The sequence below is a fragment of the Acinetobacter sp. 161(2023) genome (genome assembly GCF_037027805.1).
In the GTDB taxonomy this organism is placed as follows: Bacteria; Pseudomonadota; Gammaproteobacteria; order Pseudomonadales; family Moraxellaceae; genus Acinetobacter.
Genome location: NZ_JAZEYD010000010.1, coordinates 13,037 through 36,318, shown reverse-complemented (window position 1 = coordinate 36,318; position 23,282 = coordinate 13,037). Strand labels below are relative to the sequence as shown.

Sequence of the window (23,282 nt, the reverse complement as noted above, 5' to 3'; positions counted from 1 at the left end):
CTGCTTTTATGGCTTTCCAGTCAAGCAGCCTATATAAAATAAGAAAAAATATTTTATAAGAAATCAAAATAGAGCTTATTTTTGGATTTTTTCATTGAGACTTTTCATGGCACTCGCCGATACTTTAACAGCCACCTCGGTTAGTTTTTCTTTCAATGCCACATCGTTTCCTTGAATGTAAATCGAGGTGAAATGAAACGTCTTTAATTGAATGGGCGTATTTAATATTTCTAGTCGGCCATCAATGATTTCTTTTAGCGCGGTTAAGGTCGGCACGACTGCAATGCCTAAACCCTGCTCTGCTAAACGTAATAAAGTTGCTAGTGAATAACTGGTAATTGAGAGTGGTTCATCAATTCCTTGTTCTTTCATTCTGGCTTTCAATTCTTTATAGGGATAGGTAATTTTGGGATAGGTTAAAATAGTATGAGACATTAAAGTTTTAAAAGACATTTGAGCAACACCACCTTTAAATGAAGGTGAAGCCAAAAAGCTCAGCTCAAAGTCACACAAAGCCTGTTCAATACATTCAAAAGCTAAAGTTGGCCCAAGCAAAAAGGCCATGTCTAAGTCCCCTGTTCGCACACCTTCTTGTAAGTTAGGTGTCAGGTCTACCACAATTTCTACAGAAATTTTTGGAAACTCTTGTTGAACCTTTTCAATATATTCAACTAACCATGTATAGACAATTGTTTCAGAAACGCCTAAACGAATGGTGCCAGTCAGGTGCTGGTTTTCGGTCAGCTCAGCCACTAGATCTGTTTCTAGACGCATAAATTTTTCAGCATACTTAAATAAGGTCATGCCTTTATGAGTCAGTTTAAACTGCCGCAAGCTACGATCTAAAATTTTAAAACCTAATTCACTTTCAAGAGATGTAATTTTTTGAGATACCGCAGGCTGAGTTGTTTGCAATTTTGCCGCAGCCTTATTGAAGCTATTTAAAGTCACAACCCAATAAAATGCTTCAAGATTCTTTAAATTCACGTTTCATCCTGTATTAAAAAACTCCTGTACTTTTATAGTATGAGAGCTTTTTGCTGAGTTAGGCTAGCAATAAATAAATTTTTAATGAAAGTTAGCCATCCAAATTTTTAAATACTTTAGAAAGCTGACTGATTGTTTTGATCTGTTTTGCATAACGACGGCATGATCGACACGCCAATAAATGCAGTTGTAAACTACTCTTCTCACGTAAAAACAAGGCTCTATCTTGCTTTTCCGACACCAATTGAGTGGCTTGTCGACATGTCAACATGAACAATCCTCCTTCAATAACCATTTATTTTCTAAGCATTCCCGTAATCGGGTACGGCTTCGATACATCAACACATTAAAGTTTGAAATAGATAATTCCAGCTTGCTACAAATTTCGTTAGAACTCAGCTCTATCACTTCTCTCATCATAAAAACCTGAGCATATTTAGCAGGTAAATGATCTAAACAGGCTTCAAAAATTATCCAGAAATCTGACTGCTCTATCATTTCTTCAGGGCTTTGCCATGCTTGAGGTGCTTCATATTTATGCCAATGTCCTGATGCATCGAACAACTCATCGACACTGAGCTCGCTTTCCTCATCTTTAAATAATTCAGACATTGCGACCAAGCGTGACTTTTGCCTAACTACATCAATAATTTTATTTTTTAAAATTGCGAATACCCATGTTTTGAACGCAGCCCGCCCTTTAAAGGAATCTAAATTTTGAAAAGCGCTCGTTAATGCCTCTTGCACTACATCTTCAGCTTGCGGAAGCGAAGACAACTGTAAAAAAGCAAATTTAATCATTTGCTGTCTTAAGTCTTGTAAAAAGGCTGGATTATGCAGTTGATCCCCTAGGTCCTCATAACTTGATGCCGCGGCTGAAGTCATCCTTGTACCTCTTTAAAATCATGGGAAATTTGAATTAATTGTAGTCGAGTTAAGAGGTTTTTTAGTTCTTGAATTTGCAGATCAATTTCAGGCTTAGACAAGTCAGTCAGTACAGATTGAATGAGCGTAAAAATATCATGATCAGTTAACGTTATATTTTGAGTTAACTGTTCAATTAGCATAGCAAACAATGGAGAAAGTTGTTCAATACATACCTTATCTTCATCATCACGCCAAACCAGTACTGCACCTGGTGCAAGCTCAACTTGTTCTTGTGTCGTTAAAGTCGTCCACGTATAAACAGGATATTGATAAACCAATACCCATACTTTTGTGCTTAACTGCCAAGCGTAATTTTCATGCAAAACGACATCTTCAATTTCAACAGTATCTAAATACAACTCAAGCCATTCAAACTGTAATAACTCAGCCAACCAAGGGTATTCTTGTAATATTGGGTGCTGCTGGTCTGTCAAATACTCTCTAAATTCTAAAGAGATATCATTATATAAAGGTGAGCGACTCTTAGCTTTTTGAAAAAACTCTAACAGCAATTGTTGCCACTTTAACTCTGGCAACATCGCACGAGCTACGGGATAAACTAAGTCAATAAATGAGCTGACATTATTAAAAAGCAAATCCCGATAAATTTGCATTCTTTGAGCAGGAAGTGTTTGAGGCAGTTCCAAATCAGGATCTCTAATCCAGTCACAAAACTGTTGCTGCATGGTTTGGAAGGATATTTGATTTCCCTTCATAGCCACTCTCCTGTTGTTGAATGAGTTTAATTTTGGCGAGTTCCTCTTCTAATTCTTGCCATGATGGAATATTAAAATCGCGTTCTAATAATGTCGGTTTTATTCCGCATACTTGATAGGTATATCTCAATAACTCCCAAACACGGTCACAAACTTCCGCCCCATGGGTATCGATTAATAAGTTCTTCTGAACTTTTTCATGTCCAGCAATATGTAAGTAACGAATTCGTTCCTTTGGCATGTTCTGAATAAATCCGAATGCATCGCTACCATGATTGGTACTGTTGACATAGACATTATTTACATCAAGAAGCAAATCACAGTCAGCATGTTGAATCACTTCACGAATAAATTCGGCTTCACTCATTTGGGCATTCGGCATGACGTAAGTAGACACATTCTCTATGACCAATCTTTTCCCTAAAATATCCTGTACCCGTAAAATACGTTCAGCCACATATTTAACAGCGGCTTCCGTCATCGGTATTGGCAACAAATCATATAAATAGCCGCCATCATTTGTATAACTTAAATGTTCAGAATAAATAGGCACTTCGTATTGTTCTAAAAAGCTTTTTACTCGACCTATAAACTCGAGATTAAGTGGATGCGGCCCTCCAATAGATAATGACAAGCCGTGACAAATTAACGGCGCTTTTTCAGCACACTGTGCCAGTAATTTTGCATGTCGGCCACCAAAACCAAGCCAATTTTCTGGGGCAACCTCAATAAAGTCGGGATATGTTTTTGCCGTTAGAAATGAATCTATGAAATCTCGTCTTAAACCAAGCCCTACACCATTCAACTCCATCATGGTGACTTCTCCTTTTGGAAATGATGCCGACACTTAATAGAAGGCCGACATCATCCATGATCAGATGGTTTACTTAGCGCCACACTTGCCATCAGCAACTTTTTTATCTGCACCGCACTTACCGTCCGCTGCTTTTTTAGTTGCACCACATTTACCTTCTGCTGCTTTTTTAGCTGCTCCACATTTTGCTTCCGCAGATTTTTCATGTTTTTTCATTTTGTTAGCTCCGCATTTCGCTTCACCACATTTACCATCTGCTGCTTTAGTTGCATGTACTTCAGTTGTCGTATTGGTTGCTGCTACAGCCATTTGCGTAGCACCTGCAACTGAAAGTGCTAATAATGCTGCCACTGAAGTCATTGAGTTGAGTTTGTTCATTTTCGTATTCCTTTAATGCTAATTTCTCGGTTTGTACACATGTACATAAAGTTAGACGGACCAAATCCTTTTTTATTACACCGTAAATAAAAAAAATTTTTATGTAAGAAATACAGTTTCCATCCGACTAATTATTATTCAATCGCATTGGATGTGAAATTATCATGAAGAACTTTATTTATGGCTTATCTCAATATTATCAAAATCTCGGTAAGTCTCTACAACATGTTGATGGCATTGCAGCGCTGGCGCTTCGATTATATCTAGTTCCTATATTCTGGATGGCAGGGACAAATAAATTGATGCACTTCAATGACATTGTCGAATGGTTTGGTAATTCAGATGGAGGGTTAGGCCTTCCTTTTCCATATTTAATGGCCGTGCTTGCAACGTCAACTGAACTGGCAGGTGCAATACTCTTAACATTAGGTCTGTTTACCCGTCTAATTAGTATTCCACTCATTATTACCATGTTGGTCGCAATATTTACGGTACATCTCCCTAATGGATGGCAAGCAATTGCTGATCCGCATGCGCCCTTCGCCAATATGCAAGTATTAGCCTCTGCTGAAAAGTTAGATAAAGCTCGAGAAATCTTACAGAACTATGGTAACTATGACTGGCTTACCTCTAGCGGTTCGTTTGTTATTTTAAATAACGGAATTGAATTTGCCGCGACCTATATGGTTATGCTGCTCGCCTTGCTTGTACTTGGAGGCGGCCGTTATTTTAGTTTAGATTATTGGATTAAAAATAAATTGCACTAATCCACTATTGCTCCAGCCGTCATATTTACCACTGTTGCAGTCATTGAGTCGGCATGCTCCGATGCAAGAAAAGCGACAGTTTCTGCAACTTGTGAAAGCGTGGGCAATCGTTTTAGCATGGTACTCTGAGCAGCACCTTCAAGCCATTGTCCTATGCTGAGCCCCATGGCCTGCGCTTTAGACTCAAATAATTCACGTGTGTAAGAACCCGCTTGCACAGCATCAACAATTGCATGTGAGCGTACACCCAATACCCGTATATTTTTAGAACCTAGCTCACTGGCAAGTGCTTTAATAAAAGCCTCTATTCCAGCACAGCCCACAATATGCCCGAGATGTCCCGGTATCGCCATTCGTGCTGAAGGCGCGACAATTGAAATTATGGTTCCGCCACGATCACCGCCCATAAAAGGCACCGCAGCTTTGGATATATTAAACTGAGCTGTAAGAAATGGATTTATTCCCCCGATAAACTCATTCAGGTTTAATTCCAAAAGTTCTTTGCCTTGGTTATGGATAAAACTGGTCGCATTAATGACGATATCTAAGCCATCCGTCGCTTGGGCAATTTGAGCAACTGCCTCACTGGTTGCCTGACTATCTAACACATCAACACTAACGGTATGTACCACGCCTTCATGTTTTTGTAGTTGTGTCGCAATGTTTTGCAGTTTGTTTAAATCTCTTGCGCATAAATAAATATGCGCCCCTTCACGAATTAAAACTTTTGCAATGGCAGTGCCTATTGCGCCACTACCTCCAAAAATTACTGCTACTTTTCCCTTGAGTAACATATTGGCATCCTCTTGTTATTGTGCGCCATAGTTAGGTTATGACACACAATTAAAAGTGATGCAATTTTATACAGTTTAAAGTGTTATGAAGCTATCTAACTTGAACAAAAATAATATCTAAATCTCGTTTTGGTACGAACTTGGTTTTGCTCATTTGAAATTGAGTTGGACTTATTTTTTTAACTTGGCCATCCCAACAAAATGAAACCAGTTCATCTTTATCACGTTCAATCGTTAACTTAAAGTTTTCAATTGGCTTTGCCCAATTTGCGCCTGTCGTCAAAATATAACCTAAGGCACTAAACGGCGAATGTTCTGCCCGAGCTTTTTTGAGGCCCTGCTTAAATTGTTTATCCATGCAAAATTGCTTGCTATCCTCGTCTGGATATAGCGCAACAGACCCACCGACTAAAGGTTTATATTCATGGTGAATTTTGGTCAAACTATTGGCTTTAAAGGTTTGCTTCCAACTATAAATAACTTGAGATGACCACGGGATCACATCATCTTTTTCAAATTGAGCTACAAGTTTCTGCATTTGTGGTTTATTACATTGTTTTAGTTTATCTAGATAAAATTCATAATCATATTTAGTAGGTGTCCATGGATTAAGCATGTCTTTTTCAGTAAAACCGCATTGCTTAAACTCATCTGTTACATCCATCAAAGGTGATTTGTCATCTTTTTGAATAAACGTTCTAACATGCATTTCTGGTTTTATATTTTGACCATCTACCACAATTTTAAAGCTTTTTAAAAGTGCCTCTGTATCTGCAAAATCAGACTCAAAGAAATTATCAATACGTGGCAACGGAAATAAAATAGTTTCTGTCACATCCTTGCTGCTTAAATTTTTATAAAGATAGTCGACCTTAATGATTTTTTTACTAATAAATAAATCTTCACTCTGCATAGCAACTTGTGAATTTTTAAGATATTGAATGCCACCTGTGCCGACATAACCCGTAGAGTCATTGGCTAGGCTATAGCTTGAGAGTGGAACCAAAACAGCTAAGGTTATTGCAAGCTTTTTCATTTTAAAGTCTCTATGTCATTTTTTGATTATGAAATATCAACCTAAATGATAGCTGTTTTAAGACTGTTGAGGTAAGCGCTTTAAATGTTATTTATGGGAAGCAAATCAATTGAGTAAGAACAAATTTATTCATATTTAATTTTAAAAGATTCGTCTTTTTTATTTTATGCAAAACAATATATTGCTCTTTTTTTAGCCTTTCTTTTAATTTTTTAATGAAGAACTCAGAAAACTGCTTATAAACCCAGAATGTTAATTTAGCACCGTACTGACTTTCATGAAGTCAATACGGTAGACATAACCGCTTTTAAAATTGATTGATTACAGGTTATTTTGTGGCAACTTCTTCATGACTATGGCTCTCTTCTTCATCTTTAGCCAAGAAGCAAACACCTGCAAAAATAAGAATAGCGCCTGTGACTTTCGTGAATGTAAGCGGTTCATTAAAAAGCCAAATCGACAAAAACATCACAGTGATTAACTCTAAATGTGACGCTGCAAAAGCAGGTCCGATAGGCGCATGTTTTAATAAATTCATCCAGATAAAAAAGGCACCTATGTATCCAATGAAAGCCCCATAAATCCATGGATGGCTAAACACCCTTATTAGCCAATCGACATCAAAAGTTAAAGGCATCGCATGATTTGAAGCCAACTTAAAACTGATCTGGGCCAAAGTATCGAAAAGCATTAATGTTAAAAAACCAACGATATAAAATTTCTTCATGCACCCATCCCAACAATAGTCACTCCGAGTCCAATCAGAATCACACCAATTAATCGATTTCGAGTTAATTTTTCTTTAAAGAATAAACGACCAGCAAGCATGATCACTACAATATTGATGCACCCTAGCATTACCCCAACAGAAAGAGGAACCAGCGAGAGGAAGGCAAGCCAAACGACAAATTCAAAGATATAGCAAACAATACCAACCCATAGCCACGGGCGTTTAGCCATGAACCACCAATGTTCAAGCCCTTCATTGGTTTTACTTTCATGAGCAGCGGCCTTGAAAGCCAACTGCCCCACTGTATCAATCAAAATGGTTAGCATCCATACACTGAACACCACAATATTCATAAGGATTTACCAATCATTTCAGGTGAGACTTTTATTTCCTGTCTCATTAACGGAGTCTCTGGTTTCTTTTTTTGATGTTCGTACTGCTGAATAAATCGAATGGATTCTTCTATTACTTGTTTTCGATCATTATCAATAGTGATCATATGATAGCTATTATAAAGCCAGATTAAACTCTTAGGCCCCTTCACCTTGGCATAAATTAACTCACTATTTCTTCGGTGAGCAATATCATCGTCATAGGCATGTAATAACAAACATGGTGCAGTAATATTTGAGAGATTTTTACGAACATTACGCGAAAGGCGTTGTAACTGAAACAATGAATGCCACGGATTACCAGGTAACCCCGCTTCGCTACTTTCACCGCTATTCATGGCCTGAACAATACGCGAACGCAATACTTCATTTTTGATGCCGTAAGGCTCAGCTTCATCAAAAGTATTCTTACGAAAAATATTTAAATAATGAACACTAGGCAAAACAATAGGCGCAAGCATTTTTGACCATAAAGGAATGCTCCAGCCATCGTATTGAAAGGTTGGACTATAGGCAATCACCCCAGCAACTGGATAAGCTGATGCATACTTTAATGCCAGCAAAGATCCCATCGATAAACCTGCAACAAATAGCTCATCTGTATGTTCTTTTAGCTTTTCTGCTCCTGCAACTACACTATCAAACCAATCTTCCCATTGGCTATTTACCAAATCTTCGACATCGCCACAATGCCCAGCCAACTGTACCCCATACACGCTATAACCTGCTTGATGCAAAACGCGTGCAATTCCTCTCATTTCATTTGGCGTGCCGGTCAAACCATGAATCAATAAAATACCAGTTCTGTTGCCTGATAAAAAAAATGAATTATCTTTTATCATGTAATCACCGTAACTGGTGTATCTATTCCAAAATCACTACATAGTAGCTTAGCCAAGGGTTGGTAAATTTCTGCAAAATTTTCGAACTTTGTATGAAAAATCTGGTTTTCGATACAATGGTCTATTAAAGATTTTTTTGCAAAAACATAGTCTGCATTTCCTGCTAGACAATAATCTGAACGACCATCACCAATCAAAACAATATGCTTTTGAGGTTTTTGATTTGCAATCTTACATTTGCATGTTCCACTTACACAGTTCACCTCCTGATTAGGGAACTCGAGTCTCCATGACCTTTCACCTGTCTGAACGAGGTGATTAGCAATAACAGGCAAATGTTCTAGATTATATTTTTTTAAAATATGGCGAATAACAAAGTCGAGTCCATCACTTACAATGGTCAAAGGAATTTTATATTCAGCAGTAATCTTGACTAATTCGATAAAGCCCAAGTCAATTTCAATTTGATCGAGACATTGGTGCAACTCATCAATTGATACATCCAGCAGTTCAATCTGTTTTTGCATACAAACTTTGGAACCAATTTTCCCTTGTTCCCATTCTTCTTCAATTTCTTCCCAGCCAGCTTTTGCATAAGTTTCGAGCAAATAATCCGTCGTATCTTTTAAGCTGATTGTCCCATCAAAGTCACATAAAATATGCCAAGGTACAGTGTGATCTGTATAGTAATGCTGGTTGACCATGAACATAAAATGCCTCATACAAATAATTTAAGAATTTTTATAAAAATTACATTCTGACTTTAGGATGCAAATCTTAAAATTTCTTTAATTAAAAGTCTTCAAAAAAAATTTGAATAAAGTATTATATTATTCCATCAATTACAAAAGTATAGATAGAGCCCAGATGATTTAAAATTTGCAAAAAAACACCTTTTATTTAAAAGAAAAACTTACTAATCATTGTTTTTCAAACTAGGATACACACTAAAATGAATCATTCATCCTTCTTATAAAGTCTATTTTTGATTCGAAATAAGTGATTTGACGAAAAAATACAAAATTAAGTTAGATTTAATTTTTTATTAAGATTTGTATAAGAATTAACTTTTATATTCAAAAAAAATTTGAACAGAACACGACTAAACATCGTTTTTTCTTCACCCTAGAAAGACTAAATATGCTTAAACCATTGAAAAAAATCGCCATAGCAATAGTAATAAGCAACTGCTTTTTTTACTATACGGCTTATGCAGAAGAAAGCTCATCACCAGATTTAACAATGGGTTTTAACTATTCTGTAAATTTCCAGGCTTATAAAGGTCATAAAACGTCTCAAACGCTTTTGCCTACTATTTTCTATGACAATGATAAATTCTATATTGAAGGCGACGATGCCGGCTATTACTTATTCAAAGACGACAAAAATCAATTACGCATAGATGGTCACTATGATGGCAACTCATACGATCCAAGCGGCGAACTACGTTTACTAGACAAACGGAAATGGTCTGTTCTAGCTGGTGCAAGTTATATGCGAATTACACCTTACGGTGGATTTAAAGCACGGCTTAATACCGATGTTTTATCCCGTAGTAAAGGAACTATTTTAAGGGCCTCTTACCTTGCGGAACTAGACAAAGGCAATTTAACAGTCTATCCGGAAGCAGGTTTTCAGTGGAACAATGCAAAATATAACCAATACTACTACGGCGTAAGTGATGCTGAAAGTAAACGTAGTGGTATTGCAGCATATCAACCGGGCCAAAGCATATCGCCTTTTGTGAGCATGACAGCCAACTACCAACTTTCCAAACATGTGAATGCTTTTAGTTCTGTCGAATTTAATTATCTATCAAACGAACAGTTTAAAAGTCCAATGGTAAAAAAACGCACAGATATTACTCCTGCTGTGGGTCTTACCTTTACCTTTTAAATATAACAACTTTTTTCACTCAGCCTCTGTATCTAAAACATACACACTGAAAACACCAACCGTAAAAGGAATAGAAGTATGAACAACAATCATACATTCAAGCAAGAAAGCACTTCTGCAACAAGTTCGAAGGACCGCGTTCGACTTAATGAGGCACAACTTTTAGCAGATGAGGCAAAGTATTGTTCACACGGCGATACAGTACACTATGTAAACCCACCTAAGATTTTTACGGATTGTCAGGGCAGCTATATTTTTGATGACCAAGATATTCCATATCTAGATTTACAAATGTGGTATTCGGCGGTCAACTTTGGTTATAAAAACCCTCGTTTAGATCAGGCACTTATCAAGCAAATTCATGAGCTTCCTCAAATTGCCAGCCAATATTTACACCCAACTAAAATTGAACTCAGTAAAGTTATTGCTGAAGACATTCTTAAAAAGACAGGTGTACAAGGCCGTGTTCACTACAACGTTGGTGGTTCACAAGCGATTGAAGACTCATTAAAGGTTGTACGTAACTTTACTAAAGGCAAAAGCCGTATGTTCGCTTTTGAAGGCGGTTACCATGGCCGTACTTTAGGTGCATCTTCAATTACTTCAAGCTATCGCTACCGTCGCCGCTATGGTCATTTTGGTGAGCGTGCTCAATTCATTCCATTCCCATATCCTTTCCGTCGTCCTAAAGGTATGACACCAGAAGAATATGCAGATAAGTTAGTTGGTGAGTTTGCACGTCTTTTTGAAAATGAATACCACGGTGTTTGGGACCCTAAAGTTCGTGAAAGTGAATTTGCTGCTTTCTATATTGAAACGATTCAGGGTACTGGTGGTTACGTAATTCCACCGAAGAACTTCTATAAAGGTTTGAAAAAAGTTCTAGATGATCACGGTATTTTGTTGGTTGTCGACGAAATCCAAATGGGCTTCTACCGTACTGGTAAACTATGGTCTTTCGAACATTTCGATATTAAGCCAGACGTTGTTGCATTTGGTAAAGCGTTAACCAACGGATTAAATCCTCTTGCTGGTATTTGGGCAAAAGAAGAAATGATTAATCCTGAAATTTTCCCAGTTGGTTCAACTCACTCAACTTTTGCGTCTAACCCGCTTGGTACAGCAGTTGGTCTTGAAGTTATGCACATGTTGGCTGAAAAAGACTATGAAAAACAAATCATGGAAAGTGGTGCCTATTTCCTAGAAGGTCTAAAAGACTTACAATCACGTCATCCAGAAATTGGTGATGTTGATGGATTAGGACTAGCATTACGCGCAGAAATTTGTCAGGCTGATGGCTTTACTCCAAACAAAGAATTATTGGATAAAATGGTCGATATCGGTCTTTCAGGTACCCTTGAATACCAAGGACAACAATGTGGTTTGGTGTTAGATGTAGGCGGTTATTACAAAAACGTTATTACATTTGCACCATCACTAGAAATCTCGAGAGCCGAAATCGATCAAGCAATGGTTTTACTTGACCAAGTATTAATTCGAGCTAAACGGGAAATATAAAATTACTTTATGACTAAAAACCTGAATCAGTTAGAACCTCAGGCAGTGGTGGATGCTTTTTTAAAGCATCCACCTTTAAGTTTTCAGGTTCATTCTCCTAACAATTTTTTGCCTTATTTTTATACAGAGTTTGATTTATTAACGACTCTAGATACAGACCTTCTTAAAAAAATTAAAGCATTGCCAGGGTATTCGATCTGGGGAAAAATTCTTCATTTTAAAACATGTTTTATCGGGACAACTGTCACAGAATACAGCTTATTACCTAAAGAACTTTCTCTAGACTCGATAACAGATTTTTTAAAAAATAATGACCAAAAAATTAAGTTAGGTATTATTAAAGATCTTCCTTTAGGTTCACCTTTACTTAGCGAACTTGAAAATAATTACAGTCAAAATTTTATTCAAGATGCAGAAAAAAAGGGTTTTTTATCTGTTGAAGGGCAAGCTTTAGCTTACGTTCCTATCGATTTTTCAAGCCGTGAAGAATATCTATCAAGATTATCTAGACCCCGTCGTAAAAACTTTAAACGTAAACTCAAAAGTTTAAATGAATTAAATATTGAACAATTTTCTACGGGCGATGAACAGTTTAATAATCATGAGTTTAGAACCTATTTATATCAACTCTATCTTGCCGTTTATCAGCAAAGCGAAATACATTTTGACCTACTCAGCCCTGAGTTTTTTTCAGAAATTCTTCAAGATTCAAACAGCGGCGGTAAAGTATTTTTATATTGGGCAGATACAACCCTAGTCGGCTATAACATTTGTTATGAATATAAAGACAATCTAGTTGATAAATATATTGGGCTCAATTACCCATTCGCAAAAGAATACAATTTATATTTTATTAGCTGGTTCGTAAATTTAGATTATGCATTAGCCAATAACCTCAAATTTTACATTGCGGGCTGGACAGATCCTGAAGTCAAAGCTCAACTAGGCGCTAAATTTACATTTACTCGACATCTAGTATGGATACATTCCCCTGTCTTACGTTTTATTTTAAAGAAATTACGACCTTTATTTGAAGCAGATCATCATTGGCACGTTAAACAGGAAATACGATCATGAATCTGGTAAATAACAGAACACCTATCGTTTTAAACTTTGATGATTCTGCTGGTGATCCTGATGATGCAGTACGCATTGATCTAACGTCATGGCAAGAAGTGATTCGCTTTGGTTGTAAACTAAAAGAGTTCGACGAATTACGTGCTCACCTTAACCAACATTTGCCTGAAAAATTGGGTTGTGTCCTCTTAGGCAGTGGTGATTACCATCACGTGACCCAACTCTTATTAGAAAGACTGCCAACTGAAGAACCACTTCACCTGATTGTCTGTGATAATCATCCTGACAATATGCGTTACCCTTTTGGTATTCACTGTGGTTCGTGGGTGTATTGGGCAAGCAAGCTTCCACAAGTTGCCAGAATTGATGTACTAGGAATTAGTTCAAGTGATATTGGATGGCTGCATGCAGTAGAAAACCATTGGTCGCCGTTATATAAAGGGAAACTGCATTACTGGAGTATCCAGCAAAATGCTTCATGGGTTCGTTTTACAGGCAAAAAGAATGCATGGCAAAATTTTGATCATCCAGATGAACTGTTATCTGCATTTCTAACCGAAATAAAAGCATCGGACTCCGCTATTTATTTATCGATTGATAAGGATGTACTTTCAAGCGAAGTCGTAATGACGAACTGGGACCAAGGGAAATTTTTGGAAATTCATTTGCAGAGCTTAATTGAAGCATGTAAAGGTCGTTTAGTTGCGGCGGATATTACAGGTGATGTTTCTGCCTATCATTATAAAAATTATTTTAAACGTTTTTTAGCAGCCTCCGATGGGCAGCAAGAACCGACTGCCGAAGAACTCTCAAATTGGCAGTTAGAACAGAAAGCGTTGAACTTACGGTTGATTAATGCCATAGATTCAGCTTGGTCAGATTAATAAAAAAAACCGCCCCAGAAGGCGGTCGCTGAGTAAAAACCAGCAGTTATATAGAAGTATGGTGGACGAATACTTCTATATTCTTTTATGAAGGAGTTTTCTCGATTTTCAGAAAATCTTTCGATTTAAAATAGCTAATAATCATATCTGCATGCTCCTCTTTTGGAGGATTAACAGTCACAGGAAACACATCTTTCGATATCTTAAAATCTGGTGGCAGAAATTGAGAAATAGGTGGTAATTTAGGTTTTCCTCCGTCTGTGATTCGCTCTATAAAACCAGCTAACCAAAGAAGGTATTCACCCTCATTTACAAACTTTGGCATAACACTCAGATCAATCTGGACCTTGCACTCACTTAATGGTTTGGTTAAGTTTTCTTCAAAGTCTATATAATTGTACTTGAGCTTAAACTCCGTTCCCTTGATGGCTTTTCGAATCTGACTCATTAAACAGTTAAGGTTCTGAGTAATGTCATCAGTGAATAAGCTATCTTTTTTAATATTTTTATAAACCTTTTCGGCTACAGCTAGATACTTTGGCATTGACCTCTCTCTCCGTACTATTGTTATAAAGTGCTGATCTATGAATGTTTTCTGCCTTTGATTATGCTTAAAGCAATGTAATTATAAGTAGCCTTATGGGAGTAGTTTGTAAGTAATTAAAGCTTTACGTAAATTGCACCAAAAAAACACCGAAAAAAATTATGGTTTTGATAACTCTTTCGCAAAATGAATGGTTGAATAGAGATAATTAGAAACATTTACTTTCATATTATTTTTACCGTTTGGTAAAACTAAAATGTTTTCATCTGTTTATCTCTTCTGACTAAACCAAGAACAGATCTACGTACTCTTATTTCTTTTTCAGAAAAGGGTAAATGTTCGATGAGTTTCTGAATTGAGAGTGAATTATTTTCTATCAAGAAGCAGTCTTGCTCTGTGGTCCAATGAGAAGTAGTGGGCTGAGTTTGTTTTAAATAACGTTTCATATTTCCTAGAAGATTGGTTTGCACATATAAAAAGCCTGCCTAGAGCAAGCTTAACTTAAATTTTGCGGTGATCATTATTATAGCAGCCTATAGATCATATGTTCGGTTGATCTTGTCGCTTATGTTAACCAATCCAAAGAGGTTTTATAAAAAAGCCCACACTCTGTGGGCTTCCTACGCGTTATTTTGCGGCATTCACCCCAACAATAAACTGACTACAATTAGAACCTTCAGATGCGTTACCTAATTGCTTTTCAGAGAATTTGAACTTAGATGCAACTGATGCATAATCTTTTTTAAGACTTTGACCTGTTAACTCCCCTAGCTCTTTTACCTGTTCAGGTTTCAAGATGCCATGTTCAACTGCTTGGTTTACCATGACACATGCTGTGGTCATAGCATCATAACGCGCAGCAGTTTTAGAGTAACCTACAGAGCCTAATACTCCACCAATAATTAAGCCAATAATTACCGCTAAAGTTACGTGCATTTTATTCATTTTTTAAATACCTAAAATCTAACTAAAAGAGGAACACTTTAAGATGTTGTGTTCAAGCCTAATCAAGATAGCGGTATTTACACGATATAAAAAGTTAGATTCTGTCACATTTATTGATAGATTAAGTGAAATTTTCATCATCAATTAAAAGGAAAAATTGTGCCCTTTCATTTTAAAAAGAGCACTTTTTAAAAAAGAATTTATTAGGATATTTCTAAATAATTAATATAAAAATGGTTTTGTTTGAAATACAAAACCGACTGAGAAAAAAGAATTATCGTGATTAGAAATTCGGTTGCCATAACTTGCATCTATTTGAACAAGGTCCTTATAAATCATGTATTTTAAACCAGTTTGATAAAAGGAGTCGTTCCGATCATTACCATATACTTCAGCAGTGAAAGTTAATGGATGAGCAAGTTGTGTTTCCGTGCCAATCCCCCACGTGGTCTGGTTTCTATGTGTAGTATTTTCACGTAACCAACCAACATTGGCATGTATTAAAAATTTATCGTCCAGTGTAGAAATACTTAATGGAACGTTGGCAGTCCAATCTTTCTTCGAAGAATCTTTCGTATTAATTTGAGTTCCAAAAGAAAACCCCACTCCCCAATCATTGGTCTCTAAAGGCTTTAATAAGGTTTTACCTTGTACAGTTGCATAGCTCAAGTGCTCAGCATCATCGTTTACTTTTCCCAAGCCAGCAGAAAATTCAAAATTACCGCCAAAATTACAAGCAGGCTTTGCCCAATATTCTTTGCTGTCAGAATTATGCTGCGTCCATGTTTCTAGTTGGCAAGTTTTTGGGGAAACAAGGGTTGCATCATCAACAACCATAGGACGTCCACTATGGCCAGAATTAGATAATGCCATTAAGCAGAAACCAGAAATAAGTGAGCGTTTCTTAAAAGTAAATAACACTGGCATCACTCCTATAAGTGAGGGAGCATATGCAAGTACTGCAACCAGTCATGATTAGATCATGGGTTAATAATAGAAATGAAAAGATGGAAATAAAAAACCTCTTCTTGTATCCACAAAAAGAGGTCTATAAAGACTTCAGTGGATACTTAAACTATTACCGATCGACTACTGTCACTCGAGCAAGTACTCACAATGAAGCTCCTAAAAATTAGTTGGCGGGATTTTAAGATTACCTGTGCTAAATATCAAGTTAAAATTTCATGACAATCTGAACTGAAGACTGACCATTGCCTAAAAGTATTAAAATTATTGCTAGTTTTTTGATTTTTATACAATTTTTTCATTTAATAAGAATAAGATATTTTAAAATTAAGACATTCGGTTATGTATAACATATCCACCAACTAAACCAATAAAGCACCCCAGCAATACATCTATAAATCTAGTAAAGGTTATTGAATACAAATCAAAATTAGCACTCTCTAAAATTAAATTATTAGCTTCGGCTTGTAAAATAGTTAAAAGGGTAATAAAAATAACTGCTAATGCATAATTCCGCGTAATAAAATATTCAACAACAAACATTAACAACATAACAGCTATAGCGATGCCCCATCCATTTAATAGTTGAGATAATATTAAAACTGTAACTCCTCCTCCAATCATTGTACCAAGTACACGATGTAAAATTTTACTAAAAACATCTCTAAAATTAGACTGTTGCAATACGATCAAACAACTTACAGAAACCCAATAATAATTTTTTAACTCAAATATTTTAGAAAAGAAGACTGCTATACCGACAAATAAAGCAATAATAATAGACTCACTAATTACATAGTTAAAATCATAATTAAAAGAAGGTGTAGATAATTTTTCTCTCTTTTTCTGCACCATAAATACGCTATAAATCATAGCTAAAAAGCTTGCAAATAGTGCACCCAAAAACATCATTCCCACATTAAATGGAATTTGTGAAATCGCTATATTTGAGTTTGTGCCAACACTTAATGCAATAATAAAGAATAATCCACCAGGTGGACCCAATCTAAAAAATCGGCATATCATCAAAATAACAAATGTCATCAGAGAAAAAATAATAAATAAAGGAAATTCTAATGAGTGACTCAGTAAACCAACTAAATAACTAAAACTAATACCTACTGTTGCACAGGTCATTGTTAAAAAACGGTAGTGTAAAGGTGTATTATTCGGCGTATAGAGAAATATCATTCCACCTAAACTTGAGATCAAACCATATTCAATATGTCCAAAATATATAGCTAAAAAAATTGGTAAACTTGTTGCTAAGGCTGCTGTTAAAGGAAGTTCCCAAGTCCGATCACTTTTTTGTAGTAAAAATAATCCTATTAATTCTTGTTTTAATATTTTGATAAATCTACTCATTATTATTACCAAATAAAATTAAGTAAGGTATATGCAGGATGTTGAGTTAAAAGCTGTTCCACTAATTTAACTAGAGGAACAGCTCTTTTTTAATTATTTTCTTTAACCCACAAATCAGCCTGATAGTCTTTTACAATATCAACAAAACTCTCAGGTAATAAGTTTCTAAATAGCTTCACCTCACCCGACACAACTTTCACAATACGCTCAATAAGTTCCTCAGGACTATACTGTTCTAAAGGAAATTTGAAGCTGTCTTCAGTCAACTGGGTAAAGTTTTTCTTTGGATCGTACCATTTTTTCATTTCTAGCATTTGGGCATCATTGAAGCCAGTGTCGTAAGGCCCAGGGTTAACGACCGTCACCTTAATATTGTAGTCTTTGAGTTCCTCACTCAAGACTTCTGCCATTGCCTCTATGGCATGTTTTGTTGCGCAGTACGGACCTGTTAATGCTTTTGTGATTAACCCTGCAACAGATGAAATAAAAATGATTTGTCCAGCAATATTAGATTTCACCATATTTTGAATAATGCTTTGCGTTAAAGCTAAAGCTGAAAAAACATTGATCTCAAAGTTTCTTGTAAAATGTTCCATTGGTATTTCTGCTAATGGACCAGTTTCTGCGATACCTGCATTATTAATCAGTACATCGACATTCCAAGTGGCTGCCCTTTCTCGATCTTCTGCATTTGAAATATCTAGCTTTTCAACTGTTAAATTAACATTTTGCTTTACTGCAAATTCTTTTAAGCTTTCTATTTCAGATACAGCGTAAACTGAAGCAATTACCTGATTACCTGCCTTAGCAAGCGCAATTGCCATTAATTTTCCTAATCCAGTTCCAGCACCAGTTACTAATACTTTTTTCATTGCGTAAACCCTACATTTTTTAGAAAATATTCTGAACACATTTGTGCCATTTCTTTATCTTGTTCTGCTGTTCCACCAGAGACACCGATACTTCCTATAAACTCTCCAGCCTGATTTAGAAGTGGCACACCACCAGCGATTGTACTTAGGCCTCCGTTACTAAACTCTATAGACCAAATGGGCATATTCGGTTGTGATAGCTGTCCAAGCTTTTGAGTTTCTGTCCGAAATAAGCACGCTGTTTTAGCTTTCATCAAAGCAAGGTCAATTGACCCTAGCATTGAATGATCCATTCTTTGGAAAGCAAGTAAATTTGCAGATTCATCATAGATTGCAAAACAAAAGCTGAGTTGCTGTTGACTGGCTAAATCTACTGCGAATGAAATCATTTTCTTTGCCCAAATATGTTTCATAAAGATTTACCTTCCCATCGAATACTCTTCTTGATTCATAAAAATAGTATTTGAATAAGTAAGTTCATAATAGTAGCTTTGAAGTTCAAACAGCTTGAAGCCAGGGTTCAAAATGGATCATTACAAACGTATGGTTATTTTTACTAAAGTAGTGGAACAAGGATCGATGAGTGGTGCGGCAAGAATTCTCAATATGTCCCCATCTGCTGTAAGTCAACAAATTCGATATTTAGAAAAAATTAGTGGAATTACCTTAATACATCGCTCAACAAGAAAATTATCTTTAACCGAAATTGGACAGCGATATTATTTTTATTGCAAACAAGTTGCTCAAGCAGCAGAAAATGCTCAAGCATTATTAGATACCGAAAAAAAAGAACCTTTTGGAGAGTTACGAATTTCAGCACCAGTCGGTTTATCAAATTATTTTATAGAAAGCTTAAAAGACTGGTCTCAGGCTCTACCGCATCTTAATTTAAACATTCAGGTTCAAGATCAATATATCGATCTGATTACAGAACGGATTGATTTGGCTATACGTGTTGGGGAAATGCCAAGCTCTTCATTTATTGCTCACAAAATCTCTGAAATGCATATGAAACTTTATGCTTCCCCTGCTTGGGTAGAAAAACATGGAATGCCCACTCATCCTAATGAGTTAGGTGATGAAAACTGGCTACATTTACAATATGCAACTAACGATACGATGATTCAAAAATATTTTTTTCATGAATCAACTTACACAAGTTACTATGCGGAAATTAAGCCCAAGTACCTTACCAACAATACTTTAATTCTTCATAAAATGTGTGAACAAGGCTATGGTGTTTGTTGTTTAAGTACATTTGAAGCTGAACAAGCATTATCAGAGGGTAAACTCGTTAAAGTACTCGATGACTGGAATGTTGGCACCATGAACATATGGGCAGTTACTACACAGAAAAATACGAAATCAGCAAAAGTGACTCAGGCTATTGAATATATAAAGAGAAAACTCAAGCCAATCCAACCTTAATTTGCTTCAAGAAATATATAATTTAATAGCCTTGGTCTATCTACTATGTATATAGAATTATTTTTTGAGATTTTTCTTTTTGGTCCCTCACCCAAACCCCAACAAAAAATACTCAAGCAACCGCTCTCTTTCATCTGGTTTATTCGGGTCTAAAAGCTGAACCATTGCTCCATCAATCACAAACAAAAACATGTGTGCATCTTGTTTTGAAGCATTTGGGTTGGTTGTTAAAAGCAGTTTATAGATTTCATTAATAAACCAATTTCGATAGTCAACTACGGTCTGATAGGCCTTTGGGTGTTTAATTACACTTTTGGGATGGCTCAACTTACTTTTAATTATGGATATTAGTTACTCTGGGTTCTTATTGAAATTGTCCTTACACTTTTTTATTGAAATGGGGCAATTGTTTTATGAAGTCAATTAAAGGCATTGGACAGCCCCATAAATAACCTTGAAATTCCGTGCACCCATTATTTTTAAAAGCATTAAATTGTTCAGGCGTTTCTATGCCTTCTACTAGCACTCGAAGGTTCAAATCCAGACCAATTTTAATAATACCAGTGACTAATTTATTGCTGCGTTTATCATCTAAAGCAGCCTGTACAAAACTACGATCAATTTTGATTTGGCTAATGGGCATTTTTTGTAAATAGCTTAAAGATGAATAACCTGTACCAAAATCATCAAGAGAAAGTTGAACGCCATGTTTAGACAAGAAATTCATTTTTTCGATCATGCTTACGCAATTAATTAAAGCAATAGTTTCAGTAATTTCTAATATGAGCCGCGATGGATTGATGTCATACCTCTGAAGCAAATCAATTACCGTTTGCTCAAAGTTTGGTTGCATAAAATGATCAGCACTAATATTGATTGAAAGCGTAAGATCTTTGGTCTCTTCTTGTTTATTCCAATCTTGTAAAACTTTGCAGGCTTGAACTAATACCCACTCCCCAATCTCGGGCATTAACCCAAAAGTTTCGGCCGCTGGAATAAAATCTTTTGTGGGAATATATCCTAAATCAGGATGATGCCATCTTAATAAAGCTTCCGCCCCAATCAAGGTTTCAGAAGAATTGATTTGTGGTTGGAAAAAAAGTTCAAATTGTTTTTTAGAAAGCGCTAAACGTAGATCTTGCACCATACTATTTTCTATTTGTATCTCTAATTGCATGGTGTAAATTGAAATACAAATCATGAGTGTGGCAACACAAGTTGCAATCCATCCACCATGATCACGAATATTTTCCGACAAAGGAATGGCACTATCGATAGTAAAAGAACTGCCGCTAAAAAATATAAAGCATGCAATCGACAGTAGGATCAAAACAACTTGTAAAAAACTTGGGTCTCTACGGTAATTTAAATACCCTAATATCGCACCTGCGGGTAAAAATAAATGAGCTACCCGAGGCCGATCAATTGTTGCTACATCAAGAAATAGGCAAAAAATGACCGGGAAAACAAGCAAAACAAATTGGGATAGCAGAATACCTGCTGAAATCCGACGTTTATAAATTAAAAAAAGACTAAATAGGGATACTAAAGTGAAAAACACGTCCATATAGACAATCAGCCACATTTGTGCAAATGCGAAATATATTGTCCAAAACAAGCAGAATATAAGGCAAATAAAGATATTTGCTTTAGCTGCAATAGTAAGTTGCTGGTCCTTTACAGGGTGGTAATTCTTCTTTTGTTTTTTGAAGTAAGAGGAAGCTACCATAACTAAATCAACCGTAAAATATTTCGCCATAGACCCCCATCTTGATCATTGATACACCACTTCAATCTTTCAATAAAACGTCATGTCTTATTCCCTTGTTATTTTTACTATTCATCTTGAGATTAGGTGTTATTTTAATCGTGGTGGTGCAGTCTGGTTATTCATTGAACGATTTGACTTTCCAACATTTTCTAATTTTAAAGTATCTTCGCTTAACGATACATGCCTCTGCTACTAAGGTACAGAGCTTAAATAGTGAAAAATTAGAACTGTACAGTTTTTAACATATATTGTTTTATTTATTGATATTAAGAATATTTGAAATCTCTATTTAATTTAAATATTTAATTCTAATTTTGTGAACTTCTTGCTATGAACCTAAATATAAATAAATCCTTGCTTCAGACAGTCGATTAGCTATTTAGCTAAAGGCTCAGGCTATAATATTAACCATACTCTTTTATTTTATTTAATTCTCCTATGAAGAATGCGTTTTCTGACAGCACTCAAATTAGAAAAGTTTCTAGTTTTTCTGAACTTATAGATACAAAGTTCGAAGGAAAGACAAATGCGCTTTGCTGGCACAGAAATTTGGCGGGTGACTTTAAAGAAATTGTGAATAAACTTGATTTAAAAGAGAATATTACAGAAGTTTCCATTGAAGATCTTTTAGCGTTAGAGCTTTCAGAAAGAGGCAATCTGGCACGGGAAACGATTTTAGAAGATATCCAGCAGTTATCTGATTTCGGCGCCTCACCTGTACTAAATTTACTTCAACATTACGAACGTGATGAAGAGCTAGATTTCATTTCAACAGATGTATATTCATTTCATGTTGATCGTTCCCCGATTGAAACGGATACATTCTTGTGTACCTATCACGGCGCTGCCAGCGATATTGTGCCCAATGATCAGGTTGAACAAAAAGTTTTAATTCCAGAAATCAGAGAAAAACTCAAAGAATTACATGACGGCCCAGATGCTGAATTTGAAGCCTTTTTGGCAGAGTATTTTTTTGATTTGCATTATCAGCCTAAACCCGATGCCCAACCTGTAAATTTAGGCACGGGTCATATTTGGCGTTTAGCAGTCGACCACCCAACTCAAAAAGTTTTGCCGTGTGTTCATCGGGCACCCGTTGAAAAAGATGGTGAATATCGATTGCTATTAATATGTTAAATATTATCGCTTAACCACTGTACGAGATATTTATTAGAATGCCTAAATTTTAAAGCTGACAAGAAATGATCTAAAAAAGCTTTTAACATTTTCAACAAATCTGATTGGCTAATATTTTCTGTATAGCTAGGTACCCAAGTTCCATCATGACTTTGCCCATAACAATTATAGTTTCCATGATTAAATTTAAATAAAATTTCTCTATTTACTCCCTGCTCATATAAATCAATTGAACAATCCTGCCCTAAGCTTATTTCTCTTATACAAATAGGCAGTTGTTCTAAAAAAACCACCAAATCAGTTTCGATATCTACAGGCCAAAGCTCAGCTGAGAAAGCCAGAATCTTAAAGTTATTGCGTTTATTTTTAGAAAATTCAGCACAAATGTCAGTCAACACACTAATTTCGTTGTCATATTCATCATCATATTGTCGCAACTGCGCAATATCGACTTCCGATATTAGTTCTAATTGAATTAGCATATCCTTTTATTCCT

At 35.9% G+C, this 23,282-nt stretch carries 28 protein-coding genes and 1 pseudogene; 7 read left to right on the top strand and 22 right to left on the bottom strand.

Annotated elements, in window-relative coordinates; all coding sequences use genetic code 11:
- Positions 1–75 precede the first annotated feature (75 nt).
- The 6 genes from mumR to WA249_RS11065 form a co-directional block, all read right to left on the bottom strand.
- Entirely contained in the window at positions 76–987 is a 912-nt protein-coding gene (gene mumR, locus WA249_RS11090) for a LysR family transcriptional regulator MumR (RefSeq protein ID WP_336168708.1), read from the bottom strand.
- A 91-nt stretch (positions 988–1,078) separates the two neighbouring features.
- A complete protein-coding gene (locus tag WA249_RS11085) occupies positions 1,079–1,258 on the bottom strand; it encodes a zf-HC2 domain-containing protein (RefSeq protein ID WP_336168707.1) in 180 nt (59 codons plus the stop codon).
- The gene (locus WA249_RS11080; protein WP_336168706.1) at positions 1,252–1,872 is read right to left on the bottom strand and encodes an RNA polymerase factor sigma-70; all 621 of its coding nucleotides are present in this window, start codon (positions 1,870–1,872) and stop codon (positions 1,252–1,254) included. The genes WA249_RS11085 and WA249_RS11080 overlap by 7 nt, the downstream gene beginning before the upstream one ends.
- Positions 1,869–2,630, bottom strand: a complete 762-nt coding sequence (locus WA249_RS11075; protein WP_336168705.1) for an HvfC family RiPP maturation protein — start codon at positions 2,628–2,630, stop codon at positions 1,869–1,871. Before WA249_RS11075 ends, WA249_RS11080 begins: the two co-directional genes overlap by 4 nt.
- Positions 2,581–3,444: an HvfB family MNIO-type RiPP peptide maturase gene (locus tag WA249_RS11070; protein ID WP_336168704.1), complete on the bottom strand. Its 864-nt coding sequence runs from the start codon at positions 3,442–3,444 to the stop codon at positions 2,581–2,583. The genes WA249_RS11075 and WA249_RS11070 overlap by 50 nt, the downstream gene beginning before the upstream one ends.
- A gap of 69 nt (positions 3,445–3,513) precedes the next feature.
- Positions 3,514–3,822 (bottom strand): HvfA family oxazolone/thioamide-modified RiPP metallophore, encoded by a 309-nt coding sequence (locus tag WA249_RS11065; RefSeq protein WP_039254988.1) that lies wholly within the window; start codon positions 3,820–3,822, stop codon positions 3,514–3,516.
- A gap of 164 nt (positions 3,823–3,986) precedes the next feature.
- Here WA249_RS11065 and WA249_RS11060 point away from each other — a divergent pair, with 164 nt between their 5' ends.
- Positions 3,987–4,589 (top strand): HvfX family Cu-binding RiPP maturation protein, encoded by a 603-nt coding sequence (locus WA249_RS11060; protein ID WP_336168703.1) that lies wholly within the window; start codon positions 3,987–3,989, stop codon positions 4,587–4,589.
- Here WA249_RS11060 and WA249_RS11055 read toward each other — a convergent pair.
- The 6 genes from WA249_RS11055 to WA249_RS11030 all read right to left on the bottom strand — a co-directional run bounded on the left by WA249_RS11055 (position 4,586) and on the right by WA249_RS11030 (position 9,093).
- Positions 4,586–5,383, bottom strand: coding sequence for an SDR family NAD(P)-dependent oxidoreductase (locus tag WA249_RS11055; protein WP_336168702.1), 798 nt, complete (start codon positions 5,381–5,383; stop codon positions 4,586–4,588). The genes WA249_RS11060 and WA249_RS11055 overlap by 4 nt on opposite strands.
- A 91-nt stretch (positions 5,384–5,474) precedes the next feature.
- Positions 5,475–6,419 (bottom strand): DUF4424 family protein, encoded by a 945-nt coding sequence (locus tag WA249_RS11050; RefSeq protein ID WP_336168701.1) that lies wholly within the window; start codon positions 6,417–6,419, stop codon positions 5,475–5,477.
- Between the two features lie 328 nt (positions 6,420–6,747).
- Entirely contained in the window at positions 6,748–7,146 is a 399-nt protein-coding gene (locus tag WA249_RS11045) for a DMT family transporter (protein WP_336168700.1), read from the bottom strand.
- Entirely contained in the window at positions 7,143–7,502 is a 360-nt protein-coding gene (locus tag WA249_RS11040) for an EamA family transporter (RefSeq protein ID WP_336168699.1), read from the bottom strand. Before WA249_RS11040 ends, WA249_RS11045 begins: the two co-directional genes overlap by 4 nt.
- Complete coding sequence (locus WA249_RS11035; protein ID WP_336168698.1) at positions 7,499–8,383, bottom strand: alpha/beta hydrolase; 885 nt, start codon at positions 8,381–8,383, stop codon at positions 7,499–7,501. Before WA249_RS11035 ends, WA249_RS11040 begins: the two co-directional genes overlap by 4 nt.
- Complete coding sequence (locus tag WA249_RS11030; protein ID WP_336168697.1) at positions 8,380–9,093, bottom strand: MtnX-like HAD-IB family phosphatase; 714 nt, start codon at positions 9,091–9,093, stop codon at positions 8,380–8,382. Before WA249_RS11030 ends, WA249_RS11035 begins: the two co-directional genes overlap by 4 nt.
- A 430-nt stretch (positions 9,094–9,523) precedes the next feature.
- Here WA249_RS11030 and WA249_RS11025 point away from each other — a divergent pair, with 430 nt between their 5' ends.
- The 4 genes from WA249_RS11025 to WA249_RS11010 all read left to right on the top strand — a co-directional run bounded on the left by WA249_RS11025 (position 9,524) and on the right by WA249_RS11010 (position 13,758).
- Positions 9,524–10,279: a MipA/OmpV family protein gene (locus WA249_RS11025; RefSeq protein WP_442891967.1), complete on the top strand. Its 756-nt coding sequence runs from the start codon at positions 9,524–9,526 to the stop codon at positions 10,277–10,279.
- Positions 10,280–10,357: 78 nt separating this feature from the next.
- Complete coding sequence (locus WA249_RS11020) at positions 10,358–11,797, top strand: aspartate aminotransferase family protein (protein WP_336168694.1); 1,440 nt, start codon at positions 10,358–10,360, stop codon at positions 11,795–11,797.
- A gap of 9 nt (positions 11,798–11,806) precedes the next feature.
- Positions 11,807–12,874 carry a GNAT family N-acetyltransferase gene (locus WA249_RS11015; protein WP_336168692.1) on the top strand — a complete coding sequence of 356 codons (1,068 nt, stop codon included), beginning with the start codon at positions 11,807–11,809 and terminating at the stop codon, positions 12,872–12,874.
- Positions 12,871–13,758 (top strand): hypothetical protein, encoded by an 888-nt coding sequence (locus WA249_RS11010; RefSeq protein ID WP_336168690.1) that lies wholly within the window; start codon positions 12,871–12,873, stop codon positions 13,756–13,758. The genes WA249_RS11015 and WA249_RS11010 overlap by 4 nt, the downstream gene beginning before the upstream one ends.
- Before the next feature lie 85 nt (positions 13,759–13,843).
- Here WA249_RS11010 and WA249_RS11005 read toward each other — a convergent pair whose 3' ends face one another.
- From WA249_RS11005 to WA249_RS10975, 7 genes are all read right to left on the bottom strand, one after another.
- Complete coding sequence (locus tag WA249_RS11005; RefSeq protein WP_336168689.1) at positions 13,844–14,302, bottom strand: hypothetical protein; 459 nt, start codon at positions 14,300–14,302, stop codon at positions 13,844–13,846.
- Positions 14,303–14,553: 251 nt separating this feature from the next.
- Positions 14,554–14,748 (bottom strand): hypothetical protein, encoded by a 195-nt coding sequence (locus tag WA249_RS11000; protein ID WP_336168890.1) that lies wholly within the window; start codon positions 14,746–14,748, stop codon positions 14,554–14,556.
- Between the two features lie 181 nt (positions 14,749–14,929).
- Entirely contained in the window at positions 14,930–15,247 is a 318-nt protein-coding gene (locus WA249_RS10995) for a hypothetical protein (RefSeq protein WP_336168687.1), read from the bottom strand.
- Positions 15,248–15,469: 222 nt separating this feature from the next.
- Positions 15,470–16,174, bottom strand: coding sequence for a hypothetical protein (locus WA249_RS10990; protein ID WP_336168685.1), 705 nt, complete (start codon positions 16,172–16,174; stop codon positions 15,470–15,472).
- A 366-nt stretch (positions 16,175–16,540) separates the two neighbouring features.
- Positions 16,541–17,578, bottom strand: coding sequence for an FUSC family protein (locus WA249_RS10985; protein ID WP_336168683.1), 1,038 nt, complete (start codon positions 17,576–17,578; stop codon positions 16,541–16,543).
- A gap of 89 nt (positions 17,579–17,667) precedes the next feature.
- A complete protein-coding gene (locus WA249_RS10980; RefSeq protein WP_336168682.1) occupies positions 17,668–18,450 on the bottom strand; it encodes an SDR family oxidoreductase in 783 nt (260 codons plus the stop codon).
- A complete protein-coding gene (locus tag WA249_RS10975) occupies positions 18,447–18,863 on the bottom strand; it encodes a GlcG/HbpS family heme-binding protein (protein ID WP_336168680.1) in 417 nt (138 codons plus the stop codon). Before WA249_RS10975 ends, WA249_RS10980 begins: the two co-directional genes overlap by 4 nt.
- Positions 18,864–18,975: 112 nt before the next feature.
- On the opposite strand from WA249_RS10975, the gene WA249_RS10970 reads away from it, so the two are divergent.
- On the top strand, positions 18,976–19,878 hold the full coding sequence (locus WA249_RS10970; protein WP_336168679.1) for a LysR family transcriptional regulator: 903 nt from the start codon (positions 18,976–18,978) through the stop codon (positions 19,876–19,878).
- An 87-nt stretch (positions 19,879–19,965) separates the two neighbouring features.
- Here WA249_RS10970 and WA249_RS10965 read toward each other — a convergent pair.
- Both WA249_RS10965 and WA249_RS10960 read right to left on the bottom strand, forming a co-directional pair.
- Positions 19,966–20,178: pseudogene (locus tag WA249_RS10965) on the bottom strand (TetR/AcrR family transcriptional regulator); the annotation flags it as partial.
- Between the two features lie 79 nt (positions 20,179–20,257).
- Positions 20,258–21,637 carry an EAL domain-containing protein gene (locus tag WA249_RS10960; RefSeq protein WP_336168678.1) on the bottom strand — a complete coding sequence of 460 codons (1,380 nt, stop codon included), beginning with the start codon at positions 21,635–21,637 and terminating at the stop codon, positions 20,258–20,260.
- Positions 21,638–22,087: 450 nt separating this feature from the next.
- Here WA249_RS10960 and WA249_RS10955 point away from each other — a divergent pair, with 450 nt between their 5' ends.
- Positions 22,088–22,786 carry a DUF1826 domain-containing protein gene (locus tag WA249_RS10955; protein WP_336168677.1) on the top strand — a complete coding sequence of 233 codons (699 nt, stop codon included), beginning with the start codon at positions 22,088–22,090 and terminating at the stop codon, positions 22,784–22,786.
- Here WA249_RS10955 and WA249_RS10950 read toward each other — a convergent pair.
- A complete protein-coding gene (locus WA249_RS10950; RefSeq protein WP_336168675.1) occupies positions 22,783–23,268 on the bottom strand; it encodes a hypothetical protein in 486 nt (161 codons plus the stop codon). The genes WA249_RS10955 and WA249_RS10950 overlap by 4 nt on opposite strands.
- Between the last annotated feature and the right edge of the window lie 14 nt (positions 23,269–23,282).

Coding starts and splice junctions, on each gene's coding strand:
- WA249_RS11085 (WP_336168707.1), bottom strand. CDS start 1,258: ATGTTGACATGTCGACAAGCCACTCAATTGGTGTCGGAAAAGCAAGAT.
- WA249_RS11080 (WP_336168706.1), bottom strand. CDS start 1,872: ATGACTTCAGCCGCGGCATCAAGTTATGAGGACCTAGGGGATCAACTG.
- WA249_RS11075 (WP_336168705.1), bottom strand. CDS start 2,630: ATGAAGGGAAATCAAATATCCTTCCAAACCATGCAGCAACAGTTTTGT.
- WA249_RS11070 (WP_336168704.1), bottom strand. CDS start 3,444: ATGATGGAGTTGAATGGTGTAGGGCTTGGTTTAAGACGAGATTTCATA.
- WA249_RS11065 (WP_039254988.1), bottom strand. CDS start 3,822: ATGAACAAACTCAACTCAATGACTTCAGTGGCAGCATTATTAGCACTT.
- WA249_RS11060 (WP_336168703.1), top strand. CDS start 3,987: ATGAAGAACTTTATTTATGGCTTATCTCAATATTATCAAAATCTCGGT.
- WA249_RS11055 (WP_336168702.1), bottom strand. CDS start 5,383: ATGTTACTCAAGGGAAAAGTAGCAGTAATTTTTGGAGGTAGTGGCGCA.
- WA249_RS11050 (WP_336168701.1), bottom strand. CDS start 6,419: ATGAAAAAGCTTGCAATAACCTTAGCTGTTTTGGTTCCACTCTCAAGC.
- WA249_RS11045 (WP_336168700.1), bottom strand. CDS start 7,146: ATGAAGAAATTTTATATCGTTGGTTTTTTAACATTAATGCTTTTCGAT.
- WA249_RS11040 (WP_336168699.1), bottom strand. CDS start 7,502: ATGAATATTGTGGTGTTCAGTGTATGGATGCTAACCATTTTGATTGAT.
- WA249_RS11035 (WP_336168698.1), bottom strand. CDS start 8,383: ATGATAAAAGATAATTCATTTTTTTTATCAGGCAACAGAACTGGTATT.
- WA249_RS11030 (WP_336168697.1), bottom strand. CDS start 9,093: ATGTTCATGGTCAACCAGCATTACTATACAGATCACACTGTACCTTGG.
- WA249_RS11025 (WP_442891967.1), top strand. CDS start 9,524: ATGCTTAAACCATTGAAAAAAATCGCCATAGCAATAGTAATAAGCAAC.
- WA249_RS11020 (WP_336168694.1), top strand. CDS start 10,358: ATGAACAACAATCATACATTCAAGCAAGAAAGCACTTCTGCAACAAGT.
- WA249_RS11015 (WP_336168692.1), top strand. CDS start 11,807: ATGACTAAAAACCTGAATCAGTTAGAACCTCAGGCAGTGGTGGATGCT.
- WA249_RS11010 (WP_336168690.1), top strand. CDS start 12,871: ATGAATCTGGTAAATAACAGAACACCTATCGTTTTAAACTTTGATGAT.
- WA249_RS11005 (WP_336168689.1), bottom strand. CDS start 14,302: ATGCCAAAGTATCTAGCTGTAGCCGAAAAGGTTTATAAAAATATTAAA.
- WA249_RS11000 (WP_336168890.1), bottom strand. CDS start 14,748: ATGAAACGTTATTTAAAACAAACTCAGCCCACTACTTCTCATTGGACC.
- WA249_RS10995 (WP_336168687.1), bottom strand. CDS start 15,247: ATGAATAAAATGCACGTAACTTTAGCGGTAATTATTGGCTTAATTATT.
- WA249_RS10990 (WP_336168685.1), bottom strand. CDS start 16,174: ATGCCAGTGTTATTTACTTTTAAGAAACGCTCACTTATTTCTGGTTTC.
- WA249_RS10985 (WP_336168683.1), bottom strand. CDS start 17,578: ATGAGTAGATTTATCAAAATATTAAAACAAGAATTAATAGGATTATTT.
- WA249_RS10980 (WP_336168682.1), bottom strand. CDS start 18,450: ATGAAAAAAGTATTAGTAACTGGTGCTGGAACTGGATTAGGAAAATTA.
- WA249_RS10975 (WP_336168680.1), bottom strand. CDS start 18,863: ATGAAACATATTTGGGCAAAGAAAATGATTTCATTCGCAGTAGATTTA.
- WA249_RS10970 (WP_336168679.1), top strand. CDS start 18,976: ATGGATCATTACAAACGTATGGTTATTTTTACTAAAGTAGTGGAACAA.
- WA249_RS10960 (WP_336168678.1), bottom strand. CDS start 21,637: ATGGCGAAATATTTTACGGTTGATTTAGTTATGGTAGCTTCCTCTTAC.
- WA249_RS10955 (WP_336168677.1), top strand. CDS start 22,088: ATGAAGAATGCGTTTTCTGACAGCACTCAAATTAGAAAAGTTTCTAGT.
- WA249_RS10950 (WP_336168675.1), bottom strand. CDS start 23,268: ATGCTAATTCAATTAGAACTAATATCGGAAGTCGATATTGCGCAGTTG.